Origin of the sequence: Microbacterium sp. NPDC087665 (assembly GCF_044743285.1) — a bacterium.
Taxonomy (GTDB): domain Bacteria; phylum Actinomycetota; class Actinomycetes; order Actinomycetales; family Microbacteriaceae; genus Microbacterium.
Genome location: NZ_JBIUWD010000009.1, coordinates 92,775 through 112,065, shown reverse-complemented (window position 1 = coordinate 112,065; position 19,291 = coordinate 92,775). Strand labels below are relative to the sequence as shown.

Genomic DNA, 19,291 nt, shown 5'->3' with positions numbered 1-19,291 from the left:
GAGACCTTCGTGTGATCGAACAGGAACCTAGACAGCTCCCACTCGACACCGAAGGTCTCTCCTACGTCAACAACGATCCGGGTCAGTACAGCTAGACCGCGGGGTGGCCGGCACGGCCCACGCGCGCTCCCGCGCGAGTGAAGGTGACGATTTCACCGCGTTTCGCCTTCTCCACGGTGAGGCCCGCCAGTTCCAACCGGCGGAACACCCGGCGCGGGAGCGCCGGCAGCTCGGGCGAGACCCCCGCCGGAGCCTTCGCGAGGCCGGCGATCAGCGAGAGATCGACGCCGGCGCCCCGCACCTCGATGCGCGCGTACGCGCTGCGCGGTCGCCACCGCAGGTGCTCCAGATCGCGGAATGCGATGACCGACGTGGTCGGGCCTACGGTCACACGCACCTCATCGTTGCCGAAGGCCACAGCGCACGCCACGGCACGCCGCCGCATGGTCGCGCTGAAGATCAGATAGGCGGGCAGGGCGAGGAGCACCCCGACCGCGAAGATCGCGAACCGCGCCCCGAGATGCATCACGACGTCATCGAGCACGATCAGCAGCACGACCGCGAGAAGACCGACCGGCGCCACGATCGCGATGATCATGAGCGTCAGCCGCGGCATCCGCATCTCGACGGCGTCGAACCGCACCCCCGAGCCGTCGCCGCTCTCATCTCTCGTCCAGTCCCGGGGCACCAGGGGTGGCCGCTTCTTCGCGTCGCGGCGCGATATCGCGTCGGTGACGCGGCTGATCAGGCCGAGCCAGATCCACCCGGTCGCCGGAATCGCGGCCATCTGGAACACGAAGAGCATGCCCCGTATCGCCTCGGGCAGCGGACCGATCAGCGGGCCGCCGAACTCCGTGGCGAACACCATCACCGCCCCGAGCGCGACCCCGCCCGCGATGTGCAGCACGACGCCGTTCCGGGCGGGAACCATGCGCATCGTCGCGTTCACGAATGCGAAGCCGAAGCACCACCCACCCACGAGCATGAGCAGGAACGGGAAGAAGCTCAGATCGTCGCCCGCCACCGTCGCGATGAGGGCGATGACGAGGAGAACGGCTCCCCAGACGAGCGGACTGCGCAACACAGAGCCAGCCTAGGACTCCTCCCGAGGGAAGGAGTCCCAGGCTGGCTCTGTGCGAGCTGCGATCAGCCGATCAGTTGCGTCGCGCCCGACGGATACCGAAGACCACGGCTCCGGCGATGAGGAGCACCGCGCCGACACCGGCGGCGAGCCACGGTGCGCTTCCGCCGGTGATGGCGAGACCCGCTGCCGATGCAGTCACCGTCACCGCGGCGTTCGCCGCGCCGATGAGGGTGTTGTCCTGCGGGTCGACGGCCGTGCCGACCGCGCGGTTCGTGACGGTGCCGACATCTGCCGCGCGAACGTCGTACGTCACCGTGCAGGTGAGCACCTCGCTGGGCGCGAGCGTCACGGGAGCAGGTCTGTCGCAGGCGAGTGCGCCCAGGGCGACAGAACCGGTGAAGTCCTCGTCGGCCAGCGCCACATCGTGCAGCGTGAGCGTTCCGGTGTTCGTGGCGGTCAGGGTGTAGCGCACGTCGTCGCCCACGACCGCCGTCGCCTTGTCGGCGGTCTTGGTAACGGCCAGAGCCGACTCGCCTGCGGCGGTCAGTGCGGCCGTCGACGCCGCGGATGCCGCGGTCGCGGTCGTTCCGGTGACTCCGGCGCCCGCGACGGCCTCGTTCGTGACGAGACCGGCATCGACGTCCGCCTGGGTGACGACGTACGACGCCTGGCACGTGGTCGATGCCCCGACGGCGAGGGTCGTGACGGGGCACGACAGACCCTCGAGCTGCCCGGTTCCCGAGAACGAGGTCTCGTCGATCGCGAGCTCGTCGACGGGCAGGGCTCCGTCGTTGGTGACGGCGAAGTCGTAGACGACGGTGTCACCCGCCTCGGCCGTGGTCGGACTGACGCTCTTGACGAGGGCGAGCGACGCTGCCTTCGCGGTGTTCGTCACCGTGCAGCTCACGACGTCGCCGGCGACGAGGGCGAGCTGCTGGCTCGCAGCGGCACCCGAGGGAAGCTCGGTCGTGCTGCCGGCGGTCGCATTCGTGCAGGCCCACGAGGGGTCGTAGTAGCCGAGCGGACTCGCCGACCCCGCGGAAACAGCATCGGTGAGCGTGAGCGCACCGCTCGGGATCACGGGCACGAGATCGGTCGTCGCGGTGTCTTCGGCACCGGTCGACGCCGACGCCAGAGCCATGCCTTCGCTCGCCGTGACGGTGATATCGAACGCATCGAGCGGGTCGACGCGACTCGCGACCTGCTTGTCGACGGAGACGCTGGCGGTGCGGATGCCGAAGCCAAGGCCTTCGCGCTCACCACGGGAGTACATGTAGAGGGTGCCCGAGATCGAGGTCGCCGACGGCGCGGCGAGGATCGACCCGTAGGCCGAGGTGTTGCCAGCCGCACCCGGGTAGCACCAGACGTTGGTGGTGGCATCACCCTGGAGGGGCATCGTGCATCCGCCGCCGGTGGTGACGATCGGGAGGCTGTCGATCAGGCTCAGCGGGGTGTCCGAGGTCCAGTTGATGAACTCAGCGAACTGCCCGACGGCAGCATCCGTCGTCTCCGGGGCTGCCGTGACGAGGTCGTACCCGGTGACCGGTACGCCGTCGAGCGACACCTGGAAGTTCGTGATGTTGACCACCACCGCACCGTTCAGCGTGCCGCCGTTGGCGTAGAGGAACGGCTGGCCGCCGATTCCGTCGTAGTAGCCCGGCACACCGAGCACGAACGGCGGGACTGTGGCTGCGGCCGCCGCGACGGTCCGCACGTTCCAGCCCGACACGGAGCGCTCGGTCACGGAGTACGACACGTCGTAGGCGCCGAGGGACATCTCGAACTGCTGCCCCTCGGTGGTCCTCGCGGTCGTCGAGTCGTATCCGGTGAAGTCGAACCAGCAGATGGAGCCCGGGAACTTGGCTCCGCCGTCAGGGTCGGCGTAGTCGCAGCTGGAGGTGATCGGGGCGGCGGAGGCCGGAGCGGCCGCGACTCCCGTGAACAGCATCGCCAACACGGCGGCTGCGCCGGCGAGCGCCGACAGTTTCTTGACGCGCATTTTCTCCCCTGGGTATGTGTGGGCAGCGTCCCATCAACGCCTCCCCCCTGAGAGACGCCGATACCACCCGTTCATTGCGCGCACCGTCGGATACGGATGCCCGTCACGACCGGCACTCACGGGGATTCGGGTCCCGCGCGATATACCGGCGCTTCACTCTAGGGGGTGGAGTTCGTGGACCGACAAAACTAATTCGAGATTCATCGCACGGTGGGACCTTCGAGGAGCATCGCCGCCTCAGGCGCGCTCGTCGGCAAGGCGGGCGCGTCTCTCCTCCTCCCGCTTCGAGTACGTGGCGGCGCGGATCGCATCGTCGGACTCCAAGCCCGTGCCCAACGCCCCGCCGAGTGTCGCCGCGGACGCGACGAACCACGTGAGCACGAACAGGTCGCCGACTCCGACGGTTCGGCCGAGCGCTTCACTCATGACCGTCGTGTCGAGTACGAAGAGCGCCCACGCCAGGTTCACGACGTACAGTGCCAGATAGCAGATGATGATGCCGATCGTCAGAGTCAGCAGCGTCGACGTGTTGTAGAGACGCGACTTCTCCCGCGCTGGGAGCGAGTCGTCGTCGGGACGGTCCCAGAGTCTGCCGTCGATCACGATCCAGGCGATGATGATCGTGATGGAGGCCACTGTCGCCGCCGCCAGACGCCAGCCCGACAGCGAGATCGCGAGCGACCACACCGTCGGCTCAATCGTCGCGACCGCGCCGGTCGCCAGGGCCGCGACCAGTGCGGATTTGAGGCCTGCGGCGAGCAACCACGGACGATTGGCCAACACCATGCCCAGAAGCACACGCCCACGGGCGCTGAGCCGAGGCAGCGGCAATCGCTGCTCCTCCGGCGAGGCGGGTTCGGCGATCCCGTTGACCAGCCCTCGCACCGCGTGGCGCGCGCGGGTCTGCACCCGGAAACCGCCCAGGGCGGGCAGCGACAGCACCGCCGACTGGCGTCGAGGATCGATCGCCGCCAGCAGGTAGCGGCCGTCGTCATCGCGAAGCGGAAGCTCGGTGACGCCGATGACGATATCCCACCGATTCTGGTCGGCGTGCGCCCGAAGTCGTTCCAGCGCGACATCGACGTCTTCAGAGCCGAGCGTGAACGGCTCGCTGACGAGTTCGACGATCCAGCCGTCGGCCTGAGCAGCGAGCGGCGGCGTGAGGTCGGTCATCCGACGCGCGACGGCCGTGGGCGAAGCCGGGTCGGCTACGAGGCCCACACGGATCGGCTCCATCTCCGCAACCTACACCCGGCCTCGATTCGGCCGCACCGGCATCTGCATATCACGCGAAACAGGAGACCCCCGCCGCTGTGAGGCGGCAGGGGTCTTCTCAGTGTTCACGGGCCGAGAACACGCGGCGTCACCAGGATGCGTGACGCCGCAGAATCTGTCAGAAGTCCCAGTCGTCGTCTTCCGTGGCCTCGGCCTTGCCGATGACGTACGACGAGCCCGACCCCGAGAAGAAGTCGTGGTTCTCGTCGGCGTTCGGTGAGAGCGCCGACAGGATCGCCGGGTTCACGTTCGTCACCGTCGAGGGGAACATGGCCTCGTAGCCGAGGTTCATGAGCGCCTTGTTGGCGTTGTAGTGCAGGAACTTCTTGACGTCTTCGGTCAGACCGACACCGTCGTAGAGGTCTTGCGTGTACTGCACCTCGTTGTCGTACAGCTCGTACATCAACGAGAACGTGTACTCCTTGAGCTCATCCCGACGCTCCTGCGTCTCGTTCTCGAGACCCTTCTGGAATTTGTACCCGATGTAGTACCCGTGCACGGCCTCGTCACGGATGATGAGGCGGATGAGGTCGGCCGTGTTCGTCAGCTTCGCCTTCGACGACCAGTAGATCGGCAGGTAGAAGCCCGAGTAGAACAGGAACGACTCCAGCAGCGTGGAGGCGACCTTGCGCTTGAGCGGGTCATCGCCCTGGTAGTAGTCCATGATGATCTGAGCCTTCTTCTGAAGGTTCGGATTCTCGGTGGACCAGCGGAACGCCTCGTCGATCTCCTTCGTCGACGCGAGCGTCGAGAAGATCGAGGAGTAGCTCTTCGCGTGCACCGACTCCATGAACGCGATGTTGGTGTACACCGCCTCTTCGTGGGGCGTGATCGCGTCGGGGATCAGCGACACGGCGCCCACGGTGCCCTGGATCGTGTCGAGCAGCGTGAGGCCGGTGAAGACGCGCATCGTCAGCAGCTGCTCTTCGGGGGTGAGCGTGTTCCACGACTGGATGTCGTTCGACAGCGGCACCTTCTCGGGCAGCCAGAAGTTGTTGACCAGACGATTCCAGACCTCGAGGTCTTTGTCGTCCTCGATGCGGTTCCAGTTGATCGCCTGCACGCTGGATACCAGCTTGAGTCGTTCGGGAGTCATGTGTTCGTCGTTTCTCGAGGTCAGATCGGCGCTCAGAGCATGCAGCTGACGCACTCGGACATGTCAGTGCCCTCGAGCGCCATCTGCCGCAGGCGGATGTAGTAGATCGTCTTGATGCCCTTGCGCCATGCGTAGATCTGGGCCTTGTTGATGTCACGCGTGGTGGCGGTGTCCTTGAAGAACAGCGTCAGCGAGAGGCCCTGGTCGACGTGCTGCGTGGCCGCGGCGTACGTGTCGATGACCTTCTCGTACCCGATCTCGTACGCGTCCTGGTAGTACTCCAGGTTGTCGTTCGTCATGAACGCCGCCGGGTAGTAGACGCGGCCGAGCTTGCCTTCCTTGCGGATCTCGATCTTCGACGCGATCGGGTGGATCGACGACGTCGAGTTGTTGATGTACGAGATCGAGCCGGTCGGCGGGACCGCCTGCAGGTTCTGGTTGTAGATGCCGTGCTCCTGGATCGACGCCTTCAGCGCCACCCAGTCATCCTGCGTCGGAATGTGCTTGCCGGCGAAGAGCTCGACGACCTTGGCGGTCTCGGGCACCCAGGCGCGCTCGATGTACTTGTCGAAGAACTCCCCCGACGCGTACGTCGAGTCCTCGAAGCCGTCGAAGGCCTGCTTGCGCTCGATCGCGAGGTTGTTCGAGGCGCGCAGCGCGTGGAACAGCACCGTGTAGAAGTAGATGTTCGTGAAGTCGATGCCCTCTTCGGACCCGTAGTAGACGTGCTCACGAGCGAGGTAGCCGTGCAGGTTCATCTGGCCGAGGCCGATGGCGTGCGAGCGGTCATTGCCGTCTTCGATCGAGCGGACCGAGCGGATGTGGCTCTGGTCGCTGACCGCGCTGAGGGCACGGATGGCCGTCTCGACGGTCTGCCCCAGGTCGTCGGCATCCATCGACAGCGCGATGTTCATCGATCCCAGGTTGCAGGAGATGTCCTTGCCGATCTGGTCGTACGACAGGTCGTCGTTGTACGTGGTCGGAGTGTTCACCTGCAGGATCTCGCTGCAGAGGTTGGACATGTTGATCCGACCCTTGATCGGGTTGGCCTTGTTCACCGTGTCTTCGAACATGATGTACGGGTAGCCGGACTCGAACTGGATCTCGGCGACGGTCTGGAAGAACTCGCGCGCGTTGATCTTGGTCTTCTTGATGCGCGGGTCGTCGACCATTTCGCGGTACTTCTCGGTGACCGAGATGTCGCCGAACGGAACGCCGTAGACCTTCTCGACGTCGTACGGGGAGAACAGGTACATGTCCTCGCCGTTCTTCGCGAGCTCGAACGTGATGTCGGGAACGACGACGCCGAGAGAGAGGGTCTTGATGCGGATCTTCTCGTCGGCGTTCTCACGCTTGGTGTCGAGGAAGCGCATGATGTCGGGGTGGTGCGCGTTGAGGTACACCGCACCGGCACCCTGGCGGGCACCGAGCTGGTTGGCGTAGCTGAAGCTGTCTTCGAGGAGCTTCATGACCGGGATGATGCCCGACGACTGGTTCTCGATCTGCTTGATGGGCGCACCCGACTCGCGGATGTTCGAGAGCAGGAGTGCCACGCCGCCGCCGCGCTTGGAGAGCTGCAGGGCGGAGTTGATGCCACGGGCGATCGACTCCATGTTGTCTTCGATGCGCAGCAGGAAGCAGCTGACGAGCTCACCGCGCTGCGCCTTGCCCGCGTTGAGGAACGTGGGGGTGGCGGGCTGGAAGCGACCGGAGATGATCTCCTCGACCAGGGCGACCGCGAGCTTCTCATCGCCGTCGGCGAGGCCGAGGGCGGTCATGACGACGCGGTCCTCGAAGCGCTCGAGGTAGCGCTTTCCGTCGAAGGTCTTCAGCGTGTAGCTCGTGTAGTACTTGAACGCGCCGAGGAAGGTCGCGAAGCGGAACTTCTTGCCGTAGGCCAGGTCGTTGAGCTCCTGGATGAACTCGAGCGAGTACTGCTCGATGACGGCCGGCTCGTAGTACTCCTTCTCGACCAGGTAGTCGAGGCGCTCCTTGAGGGAGTGGAAGAACACCGTGTTCTGGTTCACGTGCTGCAGGAAGTACTCCCGCGCCGCGCGCTTGTCGGCGTCGAACTGGATGTTGCCGTCAGCGTCGTAGAGGTTGAGCATGGCGTTGAGGGCGTGGTAGTCGAGCCCCTCGTATGCCGCGTTGGCCTTGAAGGCCACCTGCCCGTCGATATCGGTCACTGCTTGCTCATCAATTGCGCTGCCCACCGTCGTTCCAATCCGTCGCTGACGCGATCCACGTCGTCCTGTGTGCCGAAGATTTCGAGCCGGTACAAGTGCGGCACGTGGCACTTGCGGCTGATGATGTCGCCGGCGAGGCAGAACGCCTCGCCGAAGTTGGTGTTGCCTGCGGAGATCACTCCGCGGATGTGACGACGGTTGCGCTCGTCGTTGAGGAACCGGATCACCTGCTTGGGCACGGCACCACGTTCGACGCCTCGCCCCTCACCCCCGCCATAGGTCGGGGTGACCAGCACGAAGGGCTCGTCGATGACGAGTTCTTCTTCGTGCCGGTGGAGCGGGATGCGTCGAGCCGGGAGGCCCAGTTTTTCTACGAAGCGTGCGGTGTTTCCCGACACGCTCGAGAAGTAGACGAGGAGCGGCGCTGCGGTCGCGATGGTACTCATCGGTCATCCCCGCTTTCCTCGTCGGGGTTCAGGCCAGGCGGGACGCGAGCTCGTCGATCTTGTCGGGACGGAAACCCGACCAGTGACCCTCGTCGGTGACGACGACCGGCGCCTGCATGTAGCCCAGCGACTTGACGTGCTCCAGCGCCGTCGGGTCTTCCGACAGGTCCTGGATCTCGTACTCGATGCCCTTGGCATCCAGCGCGCGGTACGTAGCGTTGCACTGAACGCAGGAAGGCTTTGTGTAGACCGTGATCGACATCTCGTTCCCCTCAAAATCGTTGTGTGGCCGGCGGACCTCCGCCGGGAGTTCAATACTACATATAGGGACGGACACTCAGGGTGACCACAAGGGGTAGTAGTTACATTCGTGTAGTTTTCCACCGCTCTCCCCAGATACAACACAGGTTCTCCACCGTTTCTTCCACAGGCAGGAGCCTCCGGAAGACCCATCCGAACCGCGAGATCTCGCGGCTGGAAAGCCCCTGTGAGGGATCCATCCACAGGCAGCACGTTACGAGGGGCCTCCGACATTCGGATGCCTGTGGAAACTGCCCTTCGGCGTGTCGTCGGCGTGTCGCATCCGCGTCGTCCGTCGACCCGTTCATCCCGTGTCCGCGGCGCCCGGTACCGTTGTCTGGTGGCGGGATATCGGGACCTTCTTGGCACGCCCGGAGTGGCGCGCATGATCGCAGCACAGCTGGTGGCGCGATTCCCCAACGGGATGTCGTCATTGGCGATCCTGCTGCACGTCGAGCAGCAGACCGGTTCCTACGGTTCGGCGGGTCTCGTGCTCGCGGCGACCAGCATCGGCCAGGCCGTCGCCGGTCCCGTGACGAGCCGGTGGATGGGCGCGTGGGGCATGCGGCGCGTGCTCACCCTGACCCTCTCCGTCTGCGTCATCGCGGTGCTGTGCCTCGCACTCCTCCCCCTCAGCCTCGCGGGCTACATGGCGCTCGGCATGATCGCCGGGCTCTCGACCCCGCCGATCCAGGCCGCGGTGCGCACGATCTACCCGAAGCTCGTAAACTCGTCGCAGCTGACGCCCCTCTTCTCCCTCGACGCATCGCTGCAGGAGATCATCTGGATCCTCGCCCCGGTGGTGATCACCCTCGTCTCGACGCAGATCGGCACCACCGAGGGTCTCCTGCTCGTCGCCGTCATCCTGATCGGCGGCGGATCGTGGTTCATCCTCTCCCCCGAGGTCGGTCGCGTGCGCATCCCGCGCAGCCGGAATGCGCTCGGCAAGGTCGTGCTCAAGCCGCCCGTGCTGATGGCAACGGTCATCGGCTTCCTGTTGATCGGCGCCTGCTCCGCCGTCGAGGTCGGCGTCGTCGCCACGTTCGAGCACGGCAGCCTCACCGCCGGGCTCGTGCTGGCCGTCTTCTCGGCGGGCAGCCTCGCCGGCGGGCTCGCGTTCGGCCACATCCCGATCGGCCCCTGGGCCATGGCGCGGCGCCTCACCATCGTCACCGTGGGCCTGGCCCTGACGATGGTGATGCTGAACGAGTTCTGGCTCGGCGGCACCCTCGTCCTCGCGGGCATCGGAATCGCCCCCGCCCTCGCCGTGCTGTTCGCGATCACCTCGGCGAGCGTCAAGTTCAGCGAGACCGCCGAGGCGTTCGGGTGGGCGGGCACCGGCCAGCTCATCGGCGCCGCCGCCGGCTCCGCGGTCGCCGGGTTCCTCGTCGACTCCACCGATTGGCGCGGCGCCTACCTCGCCGCGACGCTGTTCGCAGCGGTCGGCCTGATCGTCTCCATCGTCTTCGTCCGCGCGTTCCCCGATCTGCGTCATCGCGACGCGAGCCCCCATCCCGACACCGAGCCCCTGGCGGTCACCCCTTCATGAGCACTTCCCCCGCAGCATCCGCAGCATCCGGCACCCCCGCAGAGATCATCTGCGTCGGAGAATCGATGGGTCTCATAACCGCGATCGGCGCTCCCCTGGCCGAGACCGAGACCGCGTCGGTGGGCGTGGCGGGTGCTGAGGGCAATGTCGCGGTCGGCCTCGTGTCCGCCGGTCATCGTGCGGTGTGGGCTTCCCGCCTCGGCGACGACCCGCTTGCCGCTCGCATCCGCGCAGAACTCGAGCGTCGGGGCGTCAAGCTCTGGGCCGAGACCGATGCGGATGCCCCGACCGGCGTGATGTTCAAGGATCCGGGCGTCGAGTCCTCGGCCGTCTATTACTACCGGAGGGGGTCCGCCGCCTCACTCATGGCGCCGGGCTTCCTCTCTGCGGAGCAGCTGCAGGGCGTGCGCATCGTGCACACGACCGGGATCACACCGGCACTCTCCTCTTCCTGCCTCGCGATGGTCGATCAGCTCTTCACCGACGCCCGCTCCGCCGGCGCCGTGGCCTCTTTCGACGTCAACGACCGTCGTGCGCTCTGGTCGCTCGACGAGGCCGCATCGACGCTCGCCCGCCTCGCGGATGCCGCCGACATCACCTTCGTCGGCCGCGACGAGGCGGAACGCCTCTGGGGCACGGCAACGGCCGAAGACGTGCGCGCGCACCTGCCGAACTGCGCCCTCCTCGTCGTGAAGGACGGCGACGTGGGCGCCACGGCGTACTCGTTGGGCGACGACGCGGTCTTCGTGCCCGCTCCGCGCGTCGACGTCGTCGAGCCGGTCGGAGCGGGAGATGCGTTCGCCTCGGGGTTCCTCGCGGCGACGCTCGACGGCGCCGGTCTCGCCGAAAGGCTCTCGGCGGGCCACGCGGCTGCGGCGCGCGTGCTCACCACGCACGGAGACCTGCCTCCGCTCGACTGACCCGCAGACTACCGGCCCGCACGCCACCGGCCGTCCTAGGCTGAGGGCATGCCCGCACCGCTCACGCTGCCCCGCATCGCCTGGGGCGACCCGTCGTCTGCCCACCGCGTCCTCCTCGTGCACGGCCTGGGTTCGTCGGCCGCGCTGATGTGGCGCCTCGGCGATGCCCTGGCGGCTTCCGGCCGGTACGCCGTCGCCGTCGATCTGCGCGGGCACGGCGAGGCACCCCGCGCGCTCGACTACTCGGTGGGCGCCTACGCGGCCGACCTCGCGGTCACACGGCCCGACGGCGGCGGTCCCTGGGACGCGGTCGTCGGTCATTCCCTCGGCGGCGCGTCGAGCACGGTCGCCGCCGCCTCCTCCCCGGAGTGGACACGGCGTCTCGTGCTCCTCGACCCCGCGATCGTGGTCGACGGCCGCGATGCCACGATCGTGCGCAAGAGTCAGGAACGGGCATTCGCCGACCCGCGCATCGAGGTCGTCCAGCAGGAGCATCCGCACTGGCATCCGCAGGACTGGGAGCTGAAGGTCGATGCGGTGCGCCGCGCGAGCGCCTGGGCGATCGAGCAGACGAGCGCGCAGAACCGCCCCTGGGACGTGCGGGCGGATGCCGCGCGCCTCACCGTCCCCACCCATGTGATCGGGGCGGATCCCACCGTGTACAGCCTCTTCACCGGCGAGGGCGCCGCCGAAGTGCTCGCCGCGAATCCACGGATCTCGATGTCGGTCGTCGCGGGAGCGGGGCACTCCCTGCACCGCGACAAGCCCGAGGAATCGATCCGCCAGCTCCTGGAGGCCCTCGCATGAGCGCCCACGCTTTCGACCCGACCGCGTTCCTGCCCGACGACCTGCTCGATCGGATCCGCGAACGCGCCCCCATCCACGACCGCGAGAACACGTTCCCCCACGAAGACCTCGACGAGCTGCGGGCGGCGGGGTACCTCTCGATCCTGGTTCCCGCCGAACGGGGCGGGGCAGGGCTCGGGCTCGCCGAAGCGGCGATCCTGCAGCAGCGACTCGCGACCGCGGCACCGGCCACGGCGCTCGCGATCAACATGCATCTGGTGTGGACGGGCGTCGCGAAGGTGTTCTCGGATCGCGGCGTCGCCGGCCTCGAGTTCGTGCAGCAGGGGGCGGTCGACGGAGAGGTCTTCGCGTTCGGCATCAGCGAGGGCGGCAACGACCTCGTGCTGTTCGGCAGCGACACGGATGCCGCGCCGCTCGCGGATGGCGGCTACGCGTTCACCGGCACGAAGATCTTCACCTCGCTCGCTCCAGTGTGGACCCGGCTGGGTCTGCACGGCCTCGACACCACGAGTGCGGATGCTCCGAAGCTCGTGTTCGCGTTCGTCGATCGCACGGATGCCGTGGTGACCGGCGACGACTGGGACACGCTGGGCATGCGCGCAACCCAGAGCCGAACGACGCGTCTGCACGGCGCCGTCGCCGCCCCGGCGCACGTCGTGCGCCGGATCGATCCCGGCTCGAACCCCGACCCGATCGTCTTCGGCATCTTCAGCGTGTTCGAGATCCTGCTCGCGTCGGTCTACACCGGCATCGCGCGGCGCGCACTCGACCTCGCCGTCGCGACCGCGCACGCACGCCGGTCGAAGAGCTCGGGCGCGGCCTACAGCCAGGATCCGGACATCCGATGGCGCGTCGCCGATATGGCGCTCGCCTACGACGCCCTCCCCCCGCAGATCGCCGCGCTCGCCCACGACGTCGACGTACTCGCCGATAACGGCCCGCGCTGGTTCACGCTGCTGTCCGGGCTCAAGCACCGGGCGATCACGATGGCCAAGCAGGTCGTCGACGAGGCGATGCTCGTCGCCGGGGGCGGCTCGTACTTCTCGAGCAACGAGCTCTCGCGTCTGTATCGCGATGTGCTGGCCGGCGCGTTCCACCCCTCTGACCCGGAATCGGCGCACGCCACCGCCGCGACGGCATGGCTGGGCCCGCGGCAATCGTAGGCACGCCTGCCGATCCCTCCGTCAGAGACGATCAAAACTGCGGAATCGGTTGAACTGATTCGACTGAAGTGCGAAGATCGCACCATGGTCTCGATGAAGAAGCAGTCCTCCCTCGATGCGGTCTCGAAGACGATCATCGAGTTGCTCCAGGAAGACGGACGACGTTCCTACTCCGATATCGGCCGGGTCGTCGGGCTCAGCGAAGCAGCCGTGCGTCAGCGCGTGCAGCGGCTGACGGAATCCGGCGTGATGCAGATCGTGGCCGTGACCGACCCGATGCAGCTGGGGTTCCACCGCCAGGCCATGATCGGCATCCGCGTCTCGGGCGACGCCCGCGTCGTCGCCGAAGCCGTGGCCGAGATCGACGCCATCGACTACGTCGTCATCACCGTCGGCGCGTTCGACGTGCTCGCCGAGGTCGTCTGCGAAGACGACGAAGACCTCCTCGCGCTGATCAACGACGTGATCCGCCCCATCGACGGGGTGCTCTCGACCGAGACCTTCATCTACGCCAAGCTGCAGAAGCAGCTCTACAACTGGGGGACCAGATGAGCACCACCCACTCGCCCGCATCCGAGGCCGACCTGCAGGCGAAGGCCAAGGACCACCTCTGGATGCACTTCACCCGGCAGTCCACGATGGCCGAGTCCGGTGTGCCGATCATCGTCAAGGGCGACGGCCACCGCATCTGGGACATCAAGGGCAAGGAGTATTTCGACGGTCTCGCCGGTCTCTTCGTCGTCAACGCCGGTCACGGGCGACGCCGCCTGGCCGAGGCCGCGGCGCGTCAGGCATCCGAGCTCGCGTTCTTCCCGCTGTGGTCGTACGCGCACCCCGCCGCGATCGAGCTGGCCGATCGCCTCGCCGACGAGGCGCCCGGCGACCTCAACCGCGTCTTCTTCTCCACCGGCGGCGGCGAAGCCGTCGAGACGGCCCTCAAGCTCGCGAAGCACTACTGGAAGCTCATGGGCAAGCCCACCAAGCACAAGGTGATCTCGCGGTCGGTCGCCTATCACGGCACCCCGCACGGCGCCCTGGCGATCACCGGCATCCCCGCGATGAAGGCCATGTTCGAGCCGGTCGCACCGGGCGGATTCCGCGTACCGAACACCAACTTCTACCGCGCCGCCGAGATGGGCGCCCCCGCCGACGACCTCGAGGCCTTCGGCCGCTGGGCCGCCGACCGCATCGAGGAGATGATCCTCTTCGAGGGGGCCGACACCGTCGCCGCCGTGTTCCTCGAACCGGTGCAGAACTCCGGAGGGTGCTTCCCTCCCCCTCCCGGATACTTCGCGCGGGTGCGCGAGATCTGCGACCGCCACGATGTGCTGCTCGTCTCCGACGAAGTGATCTGCGCGTTCGGCCGCCTGGGCCACACGTTCGCCTGCACGGGCCTCGGCTACGTGCCCGACATGATCACGTGCGCCAAGGGCATGACGAGCGGATACTCGCCGATCGGCGCGACGATCATCAGCGACCGCATCTACGAGCCCTTCTCGAAGGGCGAGATGTCGTTCCCGCACGGCTACACGTTCGGCGGGCACCCCGTCTCGGCGGCGGTCGCACTCGAGAACCTCGCGATCTTCGACGAAGAGGGCCTCAACGCGCACGTGCGCGAGAACTCCCCGCTGTTCCGCGCCGAGCTCGAGAAGCTCACCGATCTGCCCATCGTCGGTGACGTGCGCGGCGACGGCTACTTCTTCGGCATCGAGCTGGTGAAGGACAAGGGGACTCGCGAGACGTTCGACGACGCCGAGTCCGAGCGACTGCTGCGTGGCTTCCTCTCCCCCGCCCTGTTCGAGGCCGGTCTCTACTGCCGGGCCGACGACCGCGGCGACCCCGTGATCCAGCTGGCGCCTCCGCTGACCGTGGGGCCGGCGGAGTTCCGCGAGATCGAGCAGATCCTGCGCGATGTGCTCACGCGGGCGCAATCCGTGCTCTGAGCCGCACCCTCACCCGTTTCCCTCATACCCTCAGGAGCACTGTGGACGTCGTCCGTCATGTCATCAACGGCTCGGAGACCGCGGACGCGGCCCGCACCGGCAAGATCTTCAACCCCGCGACCGGCGAGGTGACCAAGGAGGTCGCCTTCGCGTCGGCCGCCGAGGTCGAGACCGCGATCGCTGCGGCCGCTGCGGCGGCACCGGCCTGGCGCGAGACCAGCCTCATCAAGCGGGCCGACGTGTTCTTCCGCCTGCGACAGCTTCTGAAGGAGCGCACGCCCGAGCTCGCCGCCATCGTCACGTCGGAGCACGGCAAGGTGCTCTCGGATGCCGCGGGCGAGGTGTCGCGCGGCATCGAGAACGTCGAGTTCGCCGCCGGTCTCGTGCATCTGCTCAAGGGCGAGCGCAGCGAGCAGGTCTCGCGCGGGGTCGATGTGCACTCCGTCAAGCAGCCGGTGGGCGTGGTCGCGGCGATCACCCCGTTCAACTTCCCCGTGATGGTGCCGCTGTGGATGGTCGCGTCGGCCATCGCCTGCGGCAACACCGTGGTGCTCAAGCCCAGCGAGAAGGACCCGTCGGCGGCCGTGTGGCTGGCGAAGCTGTTCCAGGAGGCCGGCCTCCCCGATGGCGTGCTCAACGTCGTGAACGGCGACAAAGAGGCCGTCGACGCGCTGCTCGAGTCGCCGCAGGTCGCCGCCGTGAGCTTCGTCGGCTCCACTCCGATCGCGCGCTCGATCTATCAGCGTGCGTCCTCGGCGGGCAAGCGCGTACAGGCGCTCGGCGGGGCGAAGAACCACATGGTGGTGATGCCGGATGCCGACATCGACGCGGCAGCCGATGCCGCTGTCTCCGCCGCCTACGGGTCGGCCGGCGAGCGCTGCATGGCCGTGTCGGTGCTCGTTGCGGTGGGCGACATCGCCGACGACCTCGTCGCTGCGATCGCCGCGCGCATCGACGGGCTCACGATCGGCGACGGCACGGATCCGGCGAGCGAAATGGGTCCGCTCATCACCCGCGAGCACCGCGACAAAGTGGCCTCGTACGTCACGGGAGCCGCGGCCGAGGGCGCGACGGTCGTCGTCGACGGCACGGAGAAGCAGTTCGACTCGAACGGCTTCTTCCTGGGCGTCAGCCTGATCGATCACGTGACCCCGGGTACGAAGGTCTACGACGACGAGATCTTCGGACCTGTCCTCGCGGTCGTGCGCGTCGACAGCTACGCCGACGCCGTGGCGCTCGTGAACGCCAACGCCTACGGCAACGGCACCGCGATCTTCACGCGCGACGGGGGCACCGCCCGCCAATACGAGTTCGACATCGAGGTCGGCATGGTCGGCGTCAACGTGCCGATCCCGGTGCCGATCGGCGCGTACTCCTTCGGCGGCTGGAAGGACTCGCTCTTCGGCGACTCGCACATCTACGGTCCCGAATCCGTGCACTTCTACACGCGGTCGAAGGTCGTCACCACGCGCTGGCCCGACCACACCCCGTCGCAGATCGACCTCGGCTTCCCGAGCAACCACTGAGACCGAGGAGCATCCGATGACCGATTTCGCCGATCGCCACGGCATCCGCCACGCCCTGCCCGCCCCCGAGGCCGAGGCGCAGGTACGGGCCGACGACCGCGGCCACGTGTTCCACTCGTGGAGCGCGCAGGCGCAGATCGATCCCCTTCCCGTCGCCGCCGGTGAAGGATCGACGTTCTGGGACTACGCGGGGAACGCCTACCTCGACTTCTCGAGCCAGCTGGTGAACCTCAACCTCGGCCACCAGCATCCCGACCTGGTCGCGGCGATCCAGCAGCAGGCCGGACGCCTGTCGACCATCCAGCCGTCGATGGCGAACGACGTGCGCGGCGAACTCGCCCGCCTCATCTGCGAGGTGGCACCCGAGGGCATGCAGAAGGTGTTCTTCACGAACGGCGGCGCCGAGGCCAATGAGTACGCCGTGCGCATGGCCCGCCAATTCTCCGGACGCCGCAAGGTGCTGTCGATGTACCGCAGCTACCACGGCTCGACGTCGACCGCGATCTCGCTGACGGGCGATCCGCGACGCTGGGCGAACGACGGCGTCGACACCGGCACGGTGCGATTCTTCGGCCCGTACCTGTATCGCTCGCCGTTCTACTCCGAGACGCCCGAGCAGGAATCCGAGCGCGCGCTCGCGCACCTCGAGCAGACCATCCAGTTCGAGGGCCCGGCCACGATCGCGGCGATCATCATCGAGACGGTCGTCGGCACCAACGGCGTGCTCGTGCCGCCGCCCGGCTACCTGCAGGGTGTGCGCGAGCTCTGCGACCGCTACGGCATCGTCTACATCGCCGACGAGGTGATGGTCGGGTTCGGCCGCCTGGGCGAATGGTTCGGCATCGACGCGTTCGATGCGCAGCCCGACCTCATCAGCTTCGCGAAGGGCGTCAACTCCGGTTACGTGCCGCTCGGCGGGGTCGTGATCTCCGAACGGATCTCCCGGGCCTTCGACGACATGCCCTTCGCCGGCGGACTGACGTACTCCGGCCACCCGCTCGCCTGCGCGGCCGGTGTCGCGACGTTCGAGGTGTTCCGTCGCGACGGCATCCTCGAGCGCGTGCGCGACCTCGGCGAGCGCATCGTTGACCCGACCCTGCGCTCGTGGGTGCAGTCGCACCCGAGCGTCGGCGAGGTGCGCGGTCGCGGGTTGTTCTGGGCGATCGAACTGGTGAAGGATGCCGAGACGCGCGAGCCGCTCGTGCCCTTCAACGCCTCCGGAGCGGATGCCGCCCCCATGGGCGCCTTCGCGGCCGCGGCCAAGAAGGCCGGGGTGTGGCCGTTCGTGCACTTCAACCGCGTGCACATCGCGCCGCCGCTGGTCATCTCGGAAGACGACCTGCGGCGCGGACTCGCGGTGATCGACGAGGCGCTGGCCGTGGCCGACCAGGCTGCAGCCGGCTGAGTGCCTGCCGCGGCTTCAGATCAGGAAGCCGCGCAGCAGCGCCTCGGAGCCCGCCAGGTGATCGCGCATGGCGGCTTCGGCGACGTCGGGGCGCCCGGCGAGGATCGCCGTGACGATGCGCTCGTGCTGCTTTCCCGAGTGCTGGATGTTCCGGGGCATCAGCGGGAACGTGTCGAGCCATGCGTTGACGTCGGCCCTGTTCTCGGCGACGAGCGCCACGAGCGAGGGGATGCCGGCGGCCTCGGCGATCGCCAGGTGCAGCAGCGTGTCGAGCCGGCGGTACTCCTCGGGACCGGCCGGCAGCGCCGACTCGTGCCGTGCCCAGAGGTCGGCCCGCGTCGCGGCATCCAGCGTCCGGCTCGCCGCTGCGCGTGCCGCGCCGGTCTCGAGCACCCGACGGAGTCCGAGCACGTCGTCGATCTCGACCGGCGTCGCCACTCCGGCATCCGAGGGCTGAGGCAGCGGATCGGCCACGAACGTGCCGCCGTAGCGCCCGCGCTTCGGCACGAGATAGCCGGTGTCGGCGAGTTCGCGGATCGCCTCGCGCACGGTGTCGCGGCTGACTCCGAACGATGCGGCGAGCTCACGCTCCGGCGGCAACGACTCCCCCGGCGCGACCACGCCGAGGCGGATCGTCTGCACGAGCCGTGCGACCGCGTCTTCGAGCGCGTTCCCCCGCCGCAACGGTCGGTAGACCGCCCGGCGCACCTCGGCGAGATCGCCGTCGGAAGGGGGAACGCTCATGCTCTCACCCTGTCACAGCGACATGATCCCGCTTCACAGCATCCGACTTCACAGCGGGGTGACGTAGGCGTTGGTGATGCCGCCGTCGACGACGAAGGCGCTGGCGGTGATGAACGACGAGTCATCGGACGCGAGGAACGCCACGGCGGCCGCGAGTTCCGACGGCTCCGCGAAGCGCCCCATCGGCACGTGCACGAGACGACGCTGCGCCCGCTCCGGGTCCTTCGCGAACAGCTCCTGCAGCAGCGGGGTGTTGACCGGACCGGGGCAGAGGGCGTTCACCCGCACGCCCTGGCGGGCGAACTGCACGCCGAGCTCGCGCGACATCGCCAGCACCCCGCCCTTCGAGGCGGTGTAACTGATCTGCGAGGTGGCCGATCCCAAAAGCGCGACGAACGAGGCGGTGTTGATGATCGACCCGCGTCCCGCCGGCACCATGTGCCGCAGCGCCGCGCGGCTGCACAGGTACACGCTCTTCAGGTTCACGTCCTGCACGCGGTCCCACGCGGGCAGTTCGGTCGTCTCGATCGAGTCGTCGTCGGCGGGCGAGATACCTGCGTTGTTGAACGCGATGTCGATGCGGCCGAACTCCGCCGCGACCCCATCGAAGAGCGCATCGACCTTGGCCTGGTCGGCCACGTCGACCGGGCGGAAGACGCCCCCGACCTCGGCCGCCGCCTTCTCGCCCGAGGCGGGATCGACGTCGGCGATGACGACGAAAGCGCCCTCGGCGGCGAAGCGCTGGGCGGTGGCGAAGCCGATGCCGCTCGCGCCCCCGGTGATGATGGCGACGCGGTCCTTGAGTCGCTGGGTCAGATCGATGCTCATGTGTGGTTCTCCGTTGCAGT

Annotated in this window: 17 protein-coding genes; 8 read left to right on the top strand and 9 right to left on the bottom strand. The window is 67.7% G+C overall.

Annotation, left to right across the window (positions count from 1 at the left end; all coding sequences use genetic code 11):
* Positions 1–91: 91 nt before the first annotated feature.
* The 7 genes from ACIOSY_RS16950 to nrdH form a co-directional block, all read right to left on the bottom strand.
* Entirely contained in the window at positions 92–1,084 is a 993-nt protein-coding gene (locus tag ACIOSY_RS16950; RefSeq protein ID WP_400855310.1) for a hypothetical protein, read from the bottom strand.
* A gap of 70 nt (positions 1,085–1,154) precedes the next feature.
* Positions 1,155–3,083, bottom strand: a complete 1,929-nt coding sequence (locus tag ACIOSY_RS16945; protein ID WP_400855309.1) for a hypothetical protein — start codon at positions 3,081–3,083, stop codon at positions 1,155–1,157.
* 237 nt (positions 3,084–3,320) lie between these two features.
* Complete coding sequence (locus ACIOSY_RS16940) at positions 3,321–4,319, bottom strand: hypothetical protein (protein WP_400855308.1); 999 nt, start codon at positions 4,317–4,319, stop codon at positions 3,321–3,323.
* 157 nt (positions 4,320–4,476) lie between these two features.
* Complete coding sequence (gene nrdF / locus ACIOSY_RS16935; protein ID WP_400855307.1) at positions 4,477–5,454, bottom strand: class 1b ribonucleoside-diphosphate reductase subunit beta; 978 nt, start codon at positions 5,452–5,454, stop codon at positions 4,477–4,479.
* 32 nt (positions 5,455–5,486) lie between these two features.
* Positions 5,487–7,619 (bottom strand): class 1b ribonucleoside-diphosphate reductase subunit alpha, encoded by a 2,133-nt coding sequence (gene nrdE, locus ACIOSY_RS16930; protein WP_400855313.1) that lies wholly within the window; start codon positions 7,617–7,619, stop codon positions 5,487–5,489.
* A 17-nt stretch (positions 7,620–7,636) separates the two neighbouring features.
* Positions 7,637–8,086, bottom strand: a complete 450-nt coding sequence (gene nrdI / locus ACIOSY_RS16925; RefSeq protein ID WP_400855306.1) for a class Ib ribonucleoside-diphosphate reductase assembly flavoprotein NrdI — start codon at positions 8,084–8,086, stop codon at positions 7,637–7,639.
* A 28-nt stretch (positions 8,087–8,114) separates the two neighbouring features.
* Positions 8,115–8,348 carry a glutaredoxin-like protein NrdH gene (nrdH, locus tag ACIOSY_RS16920; protein WP_400855305.1) on the bottom strand — a complete coding sequence of 78 codons (234 nt, stop codon included), beginning with the start codon at positions 8,346–8,348 and terminating at the stop codon, positions 8,115–8,117.
* A gap of 423 nt (positions 8,349–8,771) precedes the next feature.
* On the opposite strand from nrdH, the gene ACIOSY_RS16915 reads away from it, so the two are divergent.
* From ACIOSY_RS16915 to ACIOSY_RS16880, 8 genes are all read left to right on the top strand, one after another.
* Positions 8,772–9,935, top strand: a complete 1,164-nt coding sequence (locus ACIOSY_RS16915) for an MFS transporter (RefSeq protein ID WP_400855304.1) — start codon at positions 8,772–8,774, stop codon at positions 9,933–9,935.
* The gene (locus ACIOSY_RS16910) at positions 9,932–10,855 is read left to right on the top strand and encodes a sugar kinase (RefSeq protein ID WP_400855303.1); all 924 of its coding nucleotides are present in this window, start codon (positions 9,932–9,934) and stop codon (positions 10,853–10,855) included. The genes ACIOSY_RS16915 and ACIOSY_RS16910 overlap by 4 nt, the downstream gene beginning before the upstream one ends.
* A gap of 48 nt (positions 10,856–10,903) precedes the next feature.
* Entirely contained in the window at positions 10,904–11,662 is a 759-nt protein-coding gene (locus tag ACIOSY_RS16905) for an alpha/beta fold hydrolase (protein WP_400855302.1), read from the top strand.
* Positions 11,659–12,825, top strand: coding sequence for an acyl-CoA dehydrogenase family protein (locus tag ACIOSY_RS16900; RefSeq protein WP_400855301.1), 1,167 nt, complete (start codon positions 11,659–11,661; stop codon positions 12,823–12,825). The genes ACIOSY_RS16905 and ACIOSY_RS16900 overlap by 4 nt, the downstream gene beginning before the upstream one ends.
* A 93-nt stretch (positions 12,826–12,918) precedes the next feature.
* Positions 12,919–13,377 carry an Lrp/AsnC family transcriptional regulator gene (locus tag ACIOSY_RS16895; RefSeq protein WP_400855300.1) on the top strand — a complete coding sequence of 153 codons (459 nt, stop codon included), beginning with the start codon at positions 12,919–12,921 and terminating at the stop codon, positions 13,375–13,377.
* On the top strand, positions 13,374–14,768 hold the full coding sequence (locus ACIOSY_RS16890; protein ID WP_400855299.1) for an aspartate aminotransferase family protein: 1,395 nt from the start codon (positions 13,374–13,376) through the stop codon (positions 14,766–14,768). Before ACIOSY_RS16895 ends, ACIOSY_RS16890 begins: the two co-directional genes overlap by 4 nt.
* Before the next feature lie 41 nt (positions 14,769–14,809).
* On the top strand, positions 14,810–16,294 hold the full coding sequence (locus ACIOSY_RS16885; RefSeq protein ID WP_400855297.1) for a CoA-acylating methylmalonate-semialdehyde dehydrogenase: 1,485 nt from the start codon (positions 14,810–14,812) through the stop codon (positions 16,292–16,294).
* A 16-nt stretch (positions 16,295–16,310) separates the two neighbouring features.
* Positions 16,311–17,699 (top strand): aspartate aminotransferase family protein, encoded by a 1,389-nt coding sequence (locus ACIOSY_RS16880; protein WP_400855296.1) that lies wholly within the window; start codon positions 16,311–16,313, stop codon positions 17,697–17,699.
* A gap of 15 nt (positions 17,700–17,714) precedes the next feature.
* Here ACIOSY_RS16880 and ACIOSY_RS16875 read toward each other — a convergent pair whose 3' ends face one another.
* Both ACIOSY_RS16875 and ACIOSY_RS16870 read right to left on the bottom strand, forming a co-directional pair.
* On the bottom strand, positions 17,715–18,443 hold the full coding sequence (locus tag ACIOSY_RS16875; protein WP_400855295.1) for a FadR/GntR family transcriptional regulator: 729 nt from the start codon (positions 18,441–18,443) through the stop codon (positions 17,715–17,717).
* A 48-nt stretch (positions 18,444–18,491) separates the two neighbouring features.
* Positions 18,492–19,271: a 3-oxoacyl-ACP reductase gene (locus ACIOSY_RS16870; protein ID WP_400855293.1), complete on the bottom strand. Its 780-nt coding sequence runs from the start codon at positions 19,269–19,271 to the stop codon at positions 18,492–18,494.
* Between the last annotated feature and the right edge of the window lie 20 nt (positions 19,272–19,291).

Coding starts and splice junctions, on each gene's coding strand:
- ACIOSY_RS16945 (WP_400855309.1), bottom strand. CDS start 3,083: ATGCGCGTCAAGAAACTGTCGGCGCTCGCCGGCGCAGCCGCCGTGTTG.
- ACIOSY_RS16940 (WP_400855308.1), bottom strand. CDS start 4,319: ATGGAGCCGATCCGTGTGGGCCTCGTAGCCGACCCGGCTTCGCCCACG.
- nrdF (WP_400855307.1), bottom strand. CDS start 5,454: ATGACTCCCGAACGACTCAAGCTGGTATCCAGCGTGCAGGCGATCAAC.
- nrdI (WP_400855306.1), bottom strand. CDS start 8,086: ATGAGTACCATCGCGACCGCAGCGCCGCTCCTCGTCTACTTCTCGAGC.
- nrdH (WP_400855305.1), bottom strand. CDS start 8,348: ATGTCGATCACGGTCTACACAAAGCCTTCCTGCGTTCAGTGCAACGCT.
- ACIOSY_RS16915 (WP_400855304.1), top strand. CDS start 8,772: ATGATCGCAGCACAGCTGGTGGCGCGATTCCCCAACGGGATGTCGTCA.
- ACIOSY_RS16910 (WP_400855303.1), top strand. CDS start 9,932: ATGAGCACTTCCCCCGCAGCATCCGCAGCATCCGGCACCCCCGCAGAG.
- ACIOSY_RS16905 (WP_400855302.1), top strand. CDS start 10,904: ATGCCCGCACCGCTCACGCTGCCCCGCATCGCCTGGGGCGACCCGTCG.
- ACIOSY_RS16900 (WP_400855301.1), top strand. CDS start 11,659: ATGAGCGCCCACGCTTTCGACCCGACCGCGTTCCTGCCCGACGACCTG.
- ACIOSY_RS16895 (WP_400855300.1), top strand. CDS start 12,919: ATGAAGAAGCAGTCCTCCCTCGATGCGGTCTCGAAGACGATCATCGAG.
- ACIOSY_RS16890 (WP_400855299.1), top strand. CDS start 13,374: ATGAGCACCACCCACTCGCCCGCATCCGAGGCCGACCTGCAGGCGAAG.
- ACIOSY_RS16880 (WP_400855296.1), top strand. CDS start 16,311: ATGACCGATTTCGCCGATCGCCACGGCATCCGCCACGCCCTGCCCGCC.
- ACIOSY_RS16875 (WP_400855295.1), bottom strand. CDS start 18,443: ATGAGCGTTCCCCCTTCCGACGGCGATCTCGCCGAGGTGCGCCGGGCG.
- ACIOSY_RS16870 (WP_400855293.1), bottom strand. CDS start 19,271: ATGAGCATCGATCTGACCCAGCGACTCAAGGACCGCGTCGCCATCATC.